The sequence below is a fragment of the Bradyrhizobium sp. B124 genome, assembly GCF_038967635.1.
In the GTDB taxonomy this organism is placed as follows: domain Bacteria; phylum Pseudomonadota; class Alphaproteobacteria; order Rhizobiales; family Xanthobacteraceae; genus Bradyrhizobium.
Window position 1 is genome coordinate 2,136,932 of the sequence record NZ_CP152413.1, and the last position, 13,374, is coordinate 2,150,305.

The window sequence follows — 13,374 nt, forward strand, 5'->3', positions numbered from 1 at the left end:
CGACGGTTTCCTACGCCTTCAGCTCCACCGTCTTGAACTCGGCCGGCAGGATCACTTCCAGCAGTTCGACGTCGTCGGAGTAATCCAAAATCATGTGCCGGATGCGCGGCGGCTGGGTCCAGGCGCTGCCTTCCCTCATCAGCGTCTCGCCCTCGCCTTCCATGTAGGTCTTCACCCAGCCCTTGAGCACATAGACCATCTGGAACTCGACGTCGTGGAAATGCAGTTTCGACACTTCATCCGGATTGCACGGTCCCCGCAGCCGGATGACATGCGCCTGCGCGAGACCATGGGATGCTGCTGATATGCCGAGGTCGCGGTACTTGGCGTAGGCACGCAGCCCGTCGGCCTTGAAATCCTCTTCGCGGTGATGGCTGATGGCGACGCGCTGTTTCGGCCGCGCCTTGCTTGCTGCCTTGGTCGCTGCCTTCGGCACGCTCTTCTTGGCCGCGGTGACGCGGCCCTTGGACTTGATGGTCTTGCGCGCGGACGATTTCGCGGACGATTTCTTGGCGCCGGCGCCAAGCCCCGACCATTTCTTCTTCACCGCGGTCTTGGCTGCGGATCTCGATGCCGTCTTCTTGGCCATTGTTCGCCTCCCGTCTTTTTGTGACGGGCGAAGGCTAACACAAGTCGCGCCGCGCGAGGTGGGCAAAGGCGCAGGCCGCGCCTCGCCCGCTTTGCGGATCAATGCAGCCGGAACACGCCGTCGACGGCGCGCAGTTCGGCCGGCTTGACCAGCTTGGAATGCGCCACCGTCACCGAGAACAGCGGGCCTTCGAGCTTTTCCTCCCAGAAGGCGAGGAAATCCCGCAGCGCCGGAAATTTCGGAAACAGGTCGTAGTTCTGCCAGACATAGGTTTGCAGCAACGAGGGATGGTCCGGCATCCGATACAGGATTTGCGCCGTCGTCAGTCCATACCCCAGCAACTGCTTCCGGAAATCGTCGGAAACAACCCCACCAACTCGCGAGACCATGCCAACCTCCTGTGACGGAGCGCATTCACATGGCGGCCGACCCCCGCCGGACCACCGGCAATGGATGCGCTCACATGATACAAATGTGACGCACGCGACTAACCCATCTCAAGCCTAAATGTTTAATAGGTTGTTGAAATTTCTTACGTTAGCAGCAGCTTACCGCATCTGCTAATAGCCCCGGCGACCCCTGCCGGGCGGCATTAAGGATGCCGAAATGATCTCGAAATGAACCTGGCAGCCGCCATTCGCGAGTGCCAATTTTTCTGCTAGAGCCACTTGCCCGCCGCCCAGGCTTGGCCTATCTCCTGCGCAGTCGGCCTGGCACTCGCCGGGCTGGACTGCTAACGCTCCAAAAATCTATAGCATCCGCAAACGTTTAGGAGGACTGCATGAAATTCCGTCCGCTTCACGACCGCGTCGTGGTCAAGCGTATCGACGCCGAAGAGAAGACTGCTGGCGGCATCATCATTCCGGACAGTGCCAAGGAAAAGCCCTCGCAGGGCGAAGTCATCGCCGTCGGCCCGGGCGGCCGCGACGAAGCTGGCAAGCTGATCCCCATCGACATCAAGGTCGGCGACCGCGTCCTGTTCGGCAAGTGGTCCGGCACCGAGGTCAAGATCGACGGTGAAGACCTGCTGATCATGAAGGAAAGCGACATCATGGGCGTGCTCGACGTCCCCGCTTCCAAGAAGAAGGCGGCCTAAGCGCCTCCTCGCTCCCCAAGATTCCTCCAGGGTAAAACCATTCCAAGGAAAAATTCAGATGGCAGCTAAAGAAGTCAAATTCTCCGTCGATGCGCGCGACAAGATGCTGCGCGGCGTCGACATCCTCGCCAATGCGGTGAAGGTCACTCTCGGCCCGAAGGGCCGCAACGTCGTGCTCGAGAAGTCGTTCGGCGCTCCCCGCATCACCAAGGACGGCGTCACCGTCGCCAAGGAGATCGAGCTCGAGGACAAGTTCGAGAACATGGGCGCGCAGATGGTGCGCGAAGTCGCCTCCAAGTCCGCTGACGCGGCCGGCGACGGCACCACCACCGCCACCGTGCTCGCCCAGGCGATCGTGCGTGAAGGCGCCAAGTCGGTTGCCGCCGGCATGAACCCGATGGACCTGAAGCGCGGTATCGACCTCGCGGTCGAAGCCGTCGTTGCGGACCTCCAGAAGAACTCGAAGAAGGTCACCTCGAACGAGGAGATCGCCCAGGTCGGCACCATTTCGGCCAACGGCGATGCCGAGATCGGCAAGTTCCTCGCCGACGCCATGAAGAAGGTCGGCAACGAGGGCGTGATCACGGTCGAGGAAGCCAAGTCGCTCGAGACCGAGCTCGACGTCGTCGAGGGCATGCAGTTCGACCGCGGCTACATCTCGCCCTACTTCGTCACCAACGCCGACAAGATGCGCGTTGAGATGGACGACGCCTACATCCTCATCAACGAGAAGAAGCTCTCCTCGCTGAACGAGCTGCTGCCGCTGCTCGAGGCTGTGGTGCAGACCGGCAAGCCGCTGGTCATCGTCGCTGAAGACGTCGAGGGCGAGGCGCTTGCCACCCTGGTCGTCAACCGCCTGCGTGGCGGCCTGAAGGTCGCGGCCGTCAAGGCTCCGGGCTTCGGCGATCGCCGCAAGGCCATGCTGCAGGACATCGCGATCCTGACCGGCGGCCAGGCCATCTCGGAAGACCTCGGCATCAAGCTCGAGAACGTCACGCTGCAGATGCTCGGTCGCGCCAAGAAGGTGATGATCGACAAGGAGAACACCACGATCGTCAACGGCGCCGGCAAGAAGGCCGACATCGACGCCCGCGTTGCCCAGATCAAGGCGCAGATCGAGGAAACCACCTCGGACTACGACCGTGAGAAGCTGCAGGAGCGTCTCGCCAAGCTCGCAGGCGGCGTCGCGGTGATCCGCGTCGGCGGCGCAACCGAAGTCGAGGTGAAGGAGCGCAAGGATCGCGTTGATGACGCGATGCATGCGACCCGCGCGGCTGTCGAGGAAGGCATCGTCCCGGGCGGCGGCGTCGCCCTGCTCCGTGCTTCCGAGCAGCTCAAGGGCCTGCGCACCAAGAACGACGACCAGAAGACCGGCGTCGAGATCGTGCGCAAGGCGCTGTCGGCTCCGGCTCGCCAGATCGCGATCAACGCCGGTGAAGACGGTTCGGTCATCGTCGGCAAGATCCTGGAGAACAAGGCCTACAATTACGGCTTCGACTCCCAGACCGGCGACTATGCCGACCTCGTCAAGAAGGGCATCATCGACCCGACCAAGGTCGTCCGTACCGCGATCCAGAACGCTGCCTCGGTTGCCGCGCTGCTGATCACCACTGAAGCGATGGTTGCCGAGCTGCCGAAGAAGAACTCCGGCGGCCCCGCAATGCCTCCGGGCGGCGGCATGGGCGGCATGGACTTCTGAGTCCGGCCTCTCAGGCAAACTACGAAATGCAAAACCCCGGCAGCGATGCCGGGGTTTTTGTTTTGGGGGTTGTCCTAGAACTAAATGAGGATGTCACTCGATTGGCAATCGGGCCTGATTCGCTATACTAACGCTGTAGTTGCATGCATTTCATCAGACGATTTTATTCGCGGGGCAGACTTGGCAATTGGCTTCTCCAAACTACTGAGTGCAGTGAAGCCGCGAGATCGCACGGATCAGTATTTAATTTTAGCGGCGATGCACTCACTAGGTGCAGCCGTCACATCGGTAACTGTCAAAGAGATTAATCAAGTTCTCAAGCTACACCTCGGTAGCAAAATTCCGCAGAACGTAAGCGCTGCCCTCCGAAAATATACCGCTTACGTGGAACCATCTGAACCGGGGCCCCCCTTCCGGTGGCGATTGAAGCAAGAGGGGACCGTACGCCTTAGAGCGCTAAGCGACCTCGAACTTGTCGAAGTAGAACTCGACAATGCATTTAAGACAGACATCGGCATCATCTGTGCCCTTGAACAACCTGAACTAGAAGCTGTGCAAGAGGCTTTGGGGGGAAGTAATCGCTGGAGAGAGATCGGCGACTCCCGTTACGCTCACGTCTATAGGGAAACAGAACTCGTAACACTGTCCGGAAAATCCCTTCGTGTCGTTGCAACAGCATCAACTTCTATGGGATTGACTGCCGCGGCCATCGCGACCACGCAGCTGATTGTTCAATTTAGACCGCGCCTTGTCGCAATGGTTGGAATTGCTGCTGGTACGAGGTCTGGCAACAAGGAGTTTGGCGACGTTCTCGTCGCAGATCCGAGCGTAGACTACAATTCCGGAAAAGTAGTCGATGTTGGAGGTATCCGGGAGTTTCTGCCCGACCCTTATCCGATCGGAATAAATGCGCGCCTTAGAAGCGTTCTTCGGCGTTACGCAAGCCGAAAGGGCGTCTTTGACGATATCCGTAAACGATGGCGCGGGCCGACTCCTCGAAATGCCAATCGACTACACATGGGTCCGCTGGGAGCTGCCGACCAGGTCATTGATGATCCCAATCGAATACTGGAGATAACCAGGAACTGGAGAAAGCTTGTTGGCGTGGAGATGGAGACGTACGCGGTTTATCGCGCTTGTCACGAGTCCCCAACGCCGCGGCCCCGAATGGTTTCCTTCAAGTCGGTATGTGATTTTGCTGCTGAGAAAACAGATTCTTGGCAAGCCTATGCAGCATTCTTTGCCGCACACTTCACGATCGATTTTTTCCGAAGCGAGTGGGATGCCCTCTGGCCGACAATGCCCGTTGAAGAGGAGAGTTAAGTGAAAACGAAAATGCCAGATAATAACCCTGAAATCACCGCGATGGGGAATGTCTACGCCGCACTGAGGACTCTTGATGCTGAGGCTCAACTTCGTGTCCTTAGATATTGCGCAGAAATGCTGGGGTTGAACCGTGAGATCAACCTCACGCGCCATCCGGTCGCCGACGATCACGACGAGCCCGTCTCGGACGACTCATCAACGATTGAACCTAAGGCCATGCCAGCCGATACCGCGTCCGCCGACAATGGAGAGAGCATCAATACCGTCGCATTCAAGTGGATGAGACGTTCCGCGTTTTCAGAAAAGGACCTCGAGCAATTCTTCAGCCTCGGCATCGATGAAATCGATTTGGTTGCCAAATCCGTTCCGGGGAATGGGAAAAAGGAGCGGATGAGAAGTGTCCTTTTGTTGAAGGGAATTGCTGCTTATTTAGGTACTGGAACGCCGCGCATCTCGTATGAACAACTAAAGGAAGCTTGCCTCCACTACGACGCCTACGATGGAACCAACTACGCAAAGCACATAAAATCCTTTGCCGCCGAAGCTGGTGGCTCCAAAGCGGCCGGCTACACACTAACAGCACGAGGACTGACGTCAGCGACAGAGCTACTCAAGAGTATGATGGGCAACAAGAGCAAAACATAACGATACATTGTTGGCCCCAAGCCCCGTATGTCGTCGGGGTTCACTCCACCTTCGCCGCAACCGGTCCCTTGTCGGTCCAATCCGGCGGCACGCCGGCGCTGTCGCCGACCATGCCGACGAGGCCCGGTGCGCGTCCGAACGCCTCGCAGGCCGGATATTTCGGCGCACCGCCGAGCAAGAAACCCAGCCGCTGCATCGAGGGCATCGATGGCACGCCGCCGAAGGGCGTCACGCCGGTGACCAGCATCTGGCTGAAATCGCCGCCGAACGATGCCGCAAGGCCGTACGCATCGCCCTCCTCCGACATCCGCCCGTTGTCGAAGGCATTGGCCGCGCGGCCCCAGACCATCGCCGCCTTCTGCTGTCCGGCCGGATCGCGCGCCTCGGCTTCAAGCGACAGGCTGCCGAGCCCCACCGGAATGCGCGGAACGGGTACCGGCACACCGGGCAGCAGAATCGTCTTCGCCACCGACACACCCTTGGAGACGCCGACCGCGGTCGGATCGGTCGGCACCACATGCGTGATGACGGCGTGAACGGTCAGGTCGGCGGGCTCCGACGCAACCACGTAGAAGCGTTCGCTGAGGCCCGCACACAATGCACGGTCGGCGGCGTTGGTGACGAGCCTGCGCTGTGCAGCCGTGAAGGGCACTGCCGTTCCGTCAGAGAACACGGTGGGCACGATCCTGATCGTCTTCGCCGCCAGCACCTCGTCCTTGCTCACCCGCAGCTTCGAACGGGTCAACATCCCGTCCGATTGCTCCATGTTGTCGTAGGAGCGGAGTGAACCGGCCTGATCCAGCGTCGCCGTCGCGCAGCCCGAGACCAAAAGGCCGAGCAGGCTCGCCGCCGCCCAGCCGCGGAAGAGTGCCCCCCGCCCGCTGACGAACCCATTTGCCGCCGGAATCCGTTTGATCCGGCATACGCGCGAACAGGTTGTCATTGCGGCCCCACTGACTTACACTAAGTGTAAATATTACACTCGGTGTAATTATCGTGTTGGGCGGTTTTATGGCGTGACCGCGGGCTGCGACCGGAAGACGCATACCCAACGGCGCCGCTTCGCGCGTTGACGCCGACGGCCGCGCGAACCCGAGGCCACCAAGTGATTTTGCCCTGATTGCCTGTTGATGAGAGAAGCGGCCGATGCCGGAGACACTGACGAAAACCCAGCGGCCTGCAAAAACCGAAGGCCTGCGCGAGCGAAATCGTCGAGAGACGCTGCAACGCATCACCGATGTCGGCATGGAGCTGTTTCTGGCTAACGGCTTTGATGCGACGACGCTGGATGAGATCGCGGCGGCTGCCGGCATCTCGCGCAGGACCTTTTTCTACTATTTCAGGAGCAAGGACGACATCCTGCTCGCGCATGTCGCCGGCTATGACGACGCGCTCAGGGCATCGATCCGCGACCACGCCTCCGCCGGTACGCCGATCGACGTCGTCCGCGAGGCCTTGCTGGACGTGTGCGCCCGCTTCCAGACGTCGCGAACGGTTGCGATTTCACGCCTGATCCGCGAGAGCGAAGTGCTGAGCTCCCGGAAGCACCGCAACGATCTGCATCGGGAGCAGGTCGTCTACGAGACGCTGTGCGAATTGTGGCCGGGCAAGGACCGCCGCGACCGCCTCCGTCTTGTCGCGATGGCCGCGAGCGGCGCCCTGCGCATCGCGGTCGACGCCTGGCTCGAGCAAGGCGGCAAGCGCCAGCTCACCAAATACGTCGAGGACGCCTTCGCCAATCTGAAGGCCGCGATCTGATTCCCGTCATTCCGGGGCGCGCGCAGCGCGAGCCCGGAATGACGAAAGATAGATTTCCGCGCCGCTGGCCGAGCAACGCCGCTTCCAAAAAGCGAAGGGCCGCCCGTGGGCGGCCCTTCCTGTCTTTACGCGCTCTCGGGCGCCTTGAGGCGGACCAGCTTGGTCAGGAGCGCATCGAGACCTTGACCGTCGCCCGCATGCAGGTCGATGCGGCCGACCTTCTCGACCAGACGCTCGAGCGACTCCAGCTCCTTGAGCCGCAGCAGCAGAGGGTTCTCCTCCATCAGCTTGGCGGTGTTCAGGAGCGAACGCGTCGCCGCGGTCTCCTCCTGCCGGCGGATCAGGTTGGCCTTCGCCACCCGCTCCGCCTCCACCACCTTGTTGACCAGCTCGCGGATCTCGCCGGGCAGGATCACGTCCTTCACGCCGAGCTCGGTGACTTCGACGCCGGAATCCGCGACACGGGCGCGGACATAGTCGCGAAGCTCCTCGTCGAGCGCCGCCTTCGCAGACAGCACCTCGTCCAGCGTGCGGCCGGCCACCGCCTCGCGGATCGCGAACTGCACCAGGCGGTACAGCCACGCATCCACGTCGGGCACCGTTGCCACGACCCGCTCGGGATCGACGATCCGGCGGAACGCGGTCAGCGTCACGCGCAGCGCGATGCGATCCTTGGTCAGCATCTCCTGCGCCGTGATCTCGATCGCCTGAGGACGCAGGTCGAGGCGCTTGACCTCGATCTTGCGGCCCGCGATCCAGAACGCGTGCCGGCCGGGCGCGAGCCGCTCGACCAGCTTGCCCTCGACCGTGAGCAGACCGGCCTCGTGGTTCTCGACCACCGCCTCGGTGATGACGCCGGCCCGGTTGGGCTGGATCATCGCGAGGTGGCGTGCCGTGACCCTGACATCGCTGGTCACATCGATGCGCTCGACGTCAACCGACGTCGCGACCTTCCAGTAGACGCGCGTCTGCCAGGGCGTCATCAGCTGCACGGGACGGCCGTCGAGGCTGACGATCGCGATCTCGTTCGCGCGGGTCTCGACCGCCTCGAACAGCTCGTCGGCGAGATCAGGGCGCGCGGCCTTGATCACCGCGTAACGATCCGCGGGGAATTCGCTCCGCACGACGCTGAACAGCTCGGCCTTGAGCTGATGCAGGGGATCGAACCGGCGATGACGTCCGGGCGCGAGCACCTGCTCGAGCCGGCCGTCGCGCGTCAGCAACGCGCGCTCGCCATCCTTCACCGTCAATGTGGTCGTCAAGAAATGCCAGGTCATGGCACGCCTCCTTTGTTGCTCTCTGGCCCATGGGCCGGAGAGCGGGTTTCATTTTGCAAAGGACGTGAGGACGCGAACGCGGCTTCCTGTCAGCCAAGCGGGCCGTGGCTTGAGCCTGCGCGATGACGGGCGCACGCGCGCGTTCGCGCGACAAATGTCGCGCGGCCGAGCGGAGCCACCCGGCATCAGCACAAGCGGTATCCACCGCGGCGCAAAGCCGGTCTCACAGTGTCTAGGTTCGGACGAAGAGCCTTGCGGCAGGACGGCCGGACTGCGACTGAAGCGCGCGTCCGGTCCCCTTCAGAGGTATCAGCTTTTCAGGCCGAACGGAGCGCTTGGAACGGGAATCGAACCCGTGACCCGATGAGTATCATTCACCTGCTCTAACCAACTGAGCTATCCTTTGTGAGACGTCCGGAATCGAACCGGTGCCTTCGGGGTTTCATCCCCGATGCTCTCCATGAGCTACATCTCGCGATCTTCATTTCGGCGGAACACGACACCGCAAAGCGGCTCGCGCCAGTCGGGATCTCAACGAGCCCGAACCCATGGCCGAAGCGAAGGAGCGGGCTAATAAACGAAGCGCGCCCAGGTTGCAAGAGGCGGCGTGTGATTTTTTCATGACGGGGCGGCGTTGTGGCCCAGTTGACCACGTTCACCTCGTCATTCCGGGGCTCGCGAAGCGAGAGCCCAGAATCCATCGAGCCGCAAGCGTTGCTGAAAAATGGATTCCGGGCTCGGCGCTGCGCGCCGCCCCGGAATGACGGAGGATAAGTCCGTCTTCCCGTCTCCCCCTCATCCGGTGCGCGCTGCATCCTGGAAGCAGGCGCGCAGCCAGTCGATGGTGACGCGCGTTGCCGCATCGCGCTTGAGATGGCTTTGCACCAGAAGCCAGACGTCGCGCCGCTTCGGCAGCAGCGTGGCGCGCAGACGGCGATCGGTCAGCAGGTCCACGCAACTGTGCTCCGGCAATACGCCGACCGCCTGATGCGACTGGATCAATTTATGGATGATCCGGACATTGTCGGTCACGCAGCGCGCGCGAAGTCGCTTCGCGCGCAGGAACTGCATTTCCGGAATCGCTCCGAGCTCGTCGGGATAGACGCACGTCACTGCTTCGCCCGCCGTCATCGCGACCGGCTCGAAGAAATACAGCCTGACTTCGGCAAGCTTCGAGATCGCAAAATCGCCCTTGTCAGGCTTGCGCAGGCGGATCGCGAGATCGGCCTCCCAGCGCGAGAACTTGACGTTCTCGCTCGACGTCAAAAACTGCAACGTCAAGCCCGGATGAGCGCGCAGCAATTCGCCGGTGCGCGGCGCCAGCACCTCTTCCGCGATCGCATTGGTGGAGGCGATGCGCAGCCGGCCGACCGGGCCGGGCAGGCTCTCGCCGATCCGGCCGATCTCCTCGGCATGCGCGGCCATCGCCTGGATGTGCGCGAGCACCACGTCGCACTGCCGGGTCGGCTTGCGGACGCCGTCGGCAGCCTCGAACAAGCGCAGCCCGAGCGCACGCTCGATCCGCGCCAGCCTGCGGCCGACCGTGGTCTCGTCGATCCGCAGCCGCGCGCTGGCGCCGGCATAGGTGCCCTCGTCCCTGACGGCCGCGATGATGCGAAGATCGTCCCAGTTCATGGCGTCAGGCTACATCGCCTCCGGCCTGCCTGCAATAACGCAGCCACCGGCTGCGATATCCCTGCATAACAGCAGGCCCATCCGCGGCTATATTTTCGCCAGACGCATCCTCTGGAGTTCTCAGGACCATGACCGCAGCCAAAACGCTGATGCAGCTTGCCGGTATCGACCTCACCCCGCCCCGCCTCGGCGACAGCTGCCTCGTGCTGATCGATATCCAGAACGAATATCTCGCCGGTCCCCTCGCCTTGCCCGACGCCAAACCCGCGATCGCGCGCGCCACCGCATTGCTCGCCCGCGCGCGAGAAAGCGGCGCTGTTATCATCCACATTGCGCACAAGGGAGCGCCGGGAAGCCTGTTCGATCGCACTGCGGAGCGTGGCGCGATCGTCGCGCCGCTGGCGCCGCGGCCCGGTGAGATCGTGATCGAGAAGCAGTTGCCGAACGCATTCGCCGGCACAGACCTCGACGCTCAGCTTGCCGCGACCGGCCGCAAGGAGCTCGTGCTCGCCGGCTTCATGACGCATATGTGCGTGAGCTCGACCGCCCGCGCCGCGCTCGATCTCGGCTTCCGCACCACGATCGATGCCGACAGCTGCGCCACCCGCGACCTGCCCGACGGCACTGGCGGCACGATTGCCGCGAAGCTCATTCACGACGTCGCCCTCGCCGAACTGTCCGACCGCTTCGCGATCATCGCCCGCGGCAACGCCCTCGCCTGAGATCACCATCATGCTCGAGCTGTATTTCTGGCCGATGGCCTGCTCGCTCGCCAGCCGGATCGCTCTCATGGAGGCCGGCATCGACGCGCGCTATCACATGGTGCATCTCTGGACCAAGAAGGTGCTGGAGGACGACGGCGACTTCCGCGCCGTCGCGCCGAAGGGCGCGGTGCCGGTGCTGGTGCTCGAGAATGGCGAGCGGCTGACGGAGAGCGCTGCGGTGCTGCAATACATCGCGGACCTCAAGCCCGAACTCGGCCTCGCGCCGGCACCTGGCCATCCGGACCGCTACCGCTTGCAGGAATGGCTGAGCTTCATCGGCACCGAGATCCACAAGGGATTCCTGTTCCCGACCTTCTGGTACAAGGACGATGCATCGCTCGCCAAACCGCGTGCCAGGATCGGACAGACCTTGTCGGTGCCATCAGCGCATCTTACCGACCGCGAATTTCTGGTCGGTAACCGCTTCACGGTAGCGGACACGCATCTCGCCTGGGCTCTGCTGTTGCTTCGCACCGCCGGCGTCGATGTGGCGCAATGGCCGCCGCTGGCCGCCTATCTCGGACGCATCCAGGCGCGGCCACAGGTCAAAGCCGCCATCGGCATCGAGATGCAATTGTGGAAGAGCGTCGCGGCGTGATCGCCGCGCGCCCGGCGCCACGTTACTGAAACGCGACCTCGGCGAAGCTGCGCAGCTTGCGCGAATGCAGCCGCTCGGATTCCTGCTGCTTGAGCCGCTCCAGCGCCTTCAGCCCGATCTGAAGGTGCTGGCCGACGCGCTGGCGATAGAATTCGCTCGCCATGCCCGCCAGCTTGATCTCGCCATGCAGCGGCTTGTCGGAGACGCACAGCAGCGTGCCATAGGGCACGCGGAAGCGATAGCCGTTGGCGGCGATCGTCGCCGATTCCATGTCGAGCGCGATGGAGCGCGATTGCGACATCCGCCGGATCACCTGCGGCCCGCTGATTTCCCAATTGCGATTGTCGACGCTCGCGACCGTGCCGGTGCGCATCAACCGCTTGAGCTCGAATCCGGTGAGCCCGGTCACCTCGCCGACCGCCTCCTCAAGCGCGACCTGCATCTCGGCAAGCGCGGGGATCGGCACCCAGAGCGGCAGCTCGTGATCGAGCACATGATCCTCACGGACATAGCCATGGGCCAGCACATAGTCGCCGAGCCGCTGCGTGTTGCGTAAGCCAGCGCAATGCCCGATCATCAGCCAGGCATGCGGCCGCAGCACCGCGACGTGATCGGTGATGTTGCGCGCGTTCGATGGACCGATCCCGATATTGATCAGGGTGATGCCGCGATAACCGGGTTCGACGCGATGAAACGCCGGCATCTGCGGGACGCGATCCGAAGCCGTTCCGCTCACGCCGCCGCCTGCCAGCGCGTTGCGCGTGATCACATTGCCGGGCGCGACGAACGCCTCGAGGCCTTCCTCACCCGATGCGAGACGCTGCAGGCTCGATTGCGCGAAAGCGTCGACATAGAACTGGTAGTTGGTGAAGATCACGAAATTCTGGAAGTGCTCGGGATCGGTGCCGGTGTAGTGATAGAGCCGGCGCAGCGAGTAATCGACGCGCGCGGCACGGAACAGGGCCAGCGGCTCGGGCGTGCCCGGCGTCAGTTCAAACGTGCCGTCCGCGATCGCATCGTCCATCGCGGCAAGGTCGGGCGTATCGAACACGTCGCGCAGCGACCTTGTGAAGGCCGAACTGTCGGCGATGGTCAGCGCCGCCTCGATATTGATGTCGCGCCGGTAGGCGAAATGGATCGGAATCGGCTCGTTGGACTCGCCGATCTCGACCGCCACGCCATGGTTCTTGATCAGGAGCCCGATCTGCTCGGTGAGGTAGGTCCGGAAAATGTCCGGCCGAGTGATGCTGGTCTCGTGGACGCCGGGTCCCGCGACAAAACCGTAGGCGAGACGGGAATCGAGCCGGGCGTGCGACGAGGTCGTGATGCGGACGAACGGGTAATGCGCCCGCACCCGCGTCGTGCACGGCACCCCGTTGACATAGGCTTCGAAGCGACTGCGCAGGAATCCCGTGTTGCGCTCGTAGATCTCCTCGAGACGGGCAACGGCGGCCGCAGCATCGACGAACGCTTCGGTCGTGATCGGCGGCGGGGTTTCGATGGGGGGTGTCGGAGACATTGTTCGCTTTGCACCGGATCCGTTGCCGAGTTGGGACTCGCCCTGGATCAGCGCAGTATAGCGACAATGGCCTCCAGTTCCAGATCGACCCCGGACTGCGCTATTCCGGCTCGCGCGGCGGCAGCGCGCAGATCTCGGACCGGGTCAGGAACCGGCGCTCGCGCCCGTTGTCGAGCGAGAACATGCCGCCGCGGCCGGGAACGACGTCGATGATCAGATCGGTGTGCTTCCAGACGTCATATTGCGAACCGCTGATATAGAACGGCGCCCCGCCGATCTCGCCGAGCTTGACGTCATGATCGCCGATCAGGAAGTCACCTTGCGGATAGCACATCGGCGACGAACCGTCGCAGCAGCCGCCCGACTGGTGAAACAGCACTGGCCCATGATCGGCGACGATCTCGGCAATCAGTTCCAGCGCAGCCGGCGTCGCGGTCACCTTGTCAGCCATCTCGGCCTCCGTGATGG

At 62.7% G+C, this 13,374-nt stretch carries 14 protein-coding genes and 2 tRNA genes; 7 read left to right on the forward strand and 9 right to left on the reverse strand.

Annotation, left to right across the window (positions count from 1 at the left end; all coding sequences use genetic code 11):
* Positions 1 to 10 precede the first annotated feature (10 nt).
* Both AAFG13_RS10280 and AAFG13_RS10285 read right to left on the reverse strand, forming a co-directional pair.
* Positions 11 to 589, reverse strand: coding sequence for a cupin domain-containing protein (locus AAFG13_RS10280; protein WP_342711939.1), 579 nt, complete (start codon positions 587 to 589; stop codon positions 11 to 13).
* Positions 590 to 687: 98 nt separating this feature from the next.
* A complete protein-coding gene (locus AAFG13_RS10285; RefSeq protein ID WP_212309910.1) occupies positions 688 to 978 on the reverse strand; it encodes an usg protein in 291 nt (96 codons plus the stop codon).
* A 392-nt stretch (positions 979 to 1,370) separates the two neighbouring features.
* Here AAFG13_RS10285 and groES point away from each other — a divergent pair, with 392 nt between their 5' ends.
* From groES to AAFG13_RS10305, 4 genes are all read left to right on the forward strand, one after another.
* Positions 1,371 to 1,685, forward strand: coding sequence for a co-chaperone GroES (gene groES / locus AAFG13_RS10290; protein ID WP_097674118.1), 315 nt, complete (start codon positions 1,371 to 1,373; stop codon positions 1,683 to 1,685).
* 58 nt (positions 1,686 to 1,743) lie between these two features.
* A complete protein-coding gene (groL, locus tag AAFG13_RS10295; protein WP_092115232.1) occupies positions 1,744 to 3,384 on the forward strand; it encodes a chaperonin GroEL in 1,641 nt (546 codons plus the stop codon).
* A gap of 90 nt (positions 3,385 to 3,474) precedes the next feature.
* A complete protein-coding gene (locus AAFG13_RS10300; RefSeq protein WP_342711940.1) occupies positions 3,475 to 4,707 on the forward strand; it encodes a hypothetical protein in 1,233 nt (410 codons plus the stop codon).
* Complete coding sequence (locus AAFG13_RS10305; RefSeq protein ID WP_342711941.1) at positions 4,708 to 5,355, forward strand: hypothetical protein; 648 nt, start codon at positions 4,708 to 4,710, stop codon at positions 5,353 to 5,355.
* Positions 5,356 to 5,395: 40 nt separating this feature from the next.
* Here the strand turns inward: AAFG13_RS10305 and AAFG13_RS10310 are convergent, their stop codons facing one another.
* On the reverse strand, positions 5,396 to 6,298 hold the full coding sequence (locus AAFG13_RS10310; protein WP_342711942.1) for a DUF3313 domain-containing protein: 903 nt from the start codon (positions 6,296 to 6,298) through the stop codon (positions 5,396 to 5,398).
* Between the two features lie 203 nt (positions 6,299 to 6,501).
* Between AAFG13_RS10310 and AAFG13_RS10315 the strand changes: the two genes are divergently transcribed.
* Positions 6,502 to 7,113, forward strand: a complete 612-nt coding sequence (locus AAFG13_RS10315; RefSeq protein WP_342711943.1) for a TetR family transcriptional regulator — start codon at positions 6,502 to 6,504, stop codon at positions 7,111 to 7,113.
* Positions 7,114 to 7,238: 125 nt separating this feature from the next.
* On the opposite strand, the gene AAFG13_RS10320 is transcribed toward AAFG13_RS10315, so the two are convergent.
* The 4 genes from AAFG13_RS10320 to AAFG13_RS10335 form a co-directional block, all read right to left on the reverse strand.
* Positions 7,239 to 8,390, reverse strand: a complete 1,152-nt coding sequence (locus tag AAFG13_RS10320) for a slipin family protein (RefSeq protein ID WP_342711944.1) — start codon at positions 8,388 to 8,390, stop codon at positions 7,239 to 7,241.
* Positions 8,391 to 8,725: 335 nt separating this feature from the next.
* Positions 8,726 to 8,792: transfer RNA gene (locus AAFG13_RS10325), tRNA-Ile, on the reverse strand.
* A gap of 3 nt (positions 8,793 to 8,795) precedes the next feature.
* Positions 8,796 to 8,865 (reverse strand) — tRNA-Phe (locus AAFG13_RS10330).
* A gap of 320 nt (positions 8,866 to 9,185) precedes the next feature.
* A complete protein-coding gene (locus AAFG13_RS10335; RefSeq protein ID WP_342711945.1) occupies positions 9,186 to 10,025 on the reverse strand; it encodes a LysR family transcriptional regulator in 840 nt (279 codons plus the stop codon).
* A 128-nt stretch (positions 10,026 to 10,153) separates the two neighbouring features.
* Here AAFG13_RS10335 and AAFG13_RS10340 point away from each other — a divergent pair, with 128 nt between their 5' ends.
* Entirely contained in the window at positions 10,154 to 10,747 is a 594-nt protein-coding gene (locus tag AAFG13_RS10340; RefSeq protein WP_342711946.1) for a cysteine hydrolase family protein, read from the forward strand.
* 10 nt (positions 10,748 to 10,757) lie between these two features.
* The gene (locus tag AAFG13_RS10345; RefSeq protein ID WP_342711947.1) at positions 10,758 to 11,387 is read left to right on the forward strand and encodes a glutathione binding-like protein; all 630 of its coding nucleotides are present in this window, start codon (positions 10,758 to 10,760) and stop codon (positions 11,385 to 11,387) included.
* A gap of 22 nt (positions 11,388 to 11,409) precedes the next feature.
* On the opposite strand, the gene AAFG13_RS10350 is transcribed toward AAFG13_RS10345, so the two are convergent.
* Positions 11,410 to 12,906 (reverse strand): AMP nucleosidase, encoded by a 1,497-nt coding sequence (locus AAFG13_RS10350; RefSeq protein WP_212309917.1) that lies wholly within the window; start codon positions 12,904 to 12,906, stop codon positions 11,410 to 11,412.
* 100 nt (positions 12,907 to 13,006) lie between these two features.
* Positions 13,007 to 13,357, reverse strand: a complete 351-nt coding sequence (locus AAFG13_RS10355; RefSeq protein WP_342711948.1) for a DUF779 domain-containing protein — start codon at positions 13,355 to 13,357, stop codon at positions 13,007 to 13,009.
* Between the last annotated feature and the right edge of the window lie 17 nt (positions 13,358 to 13,374).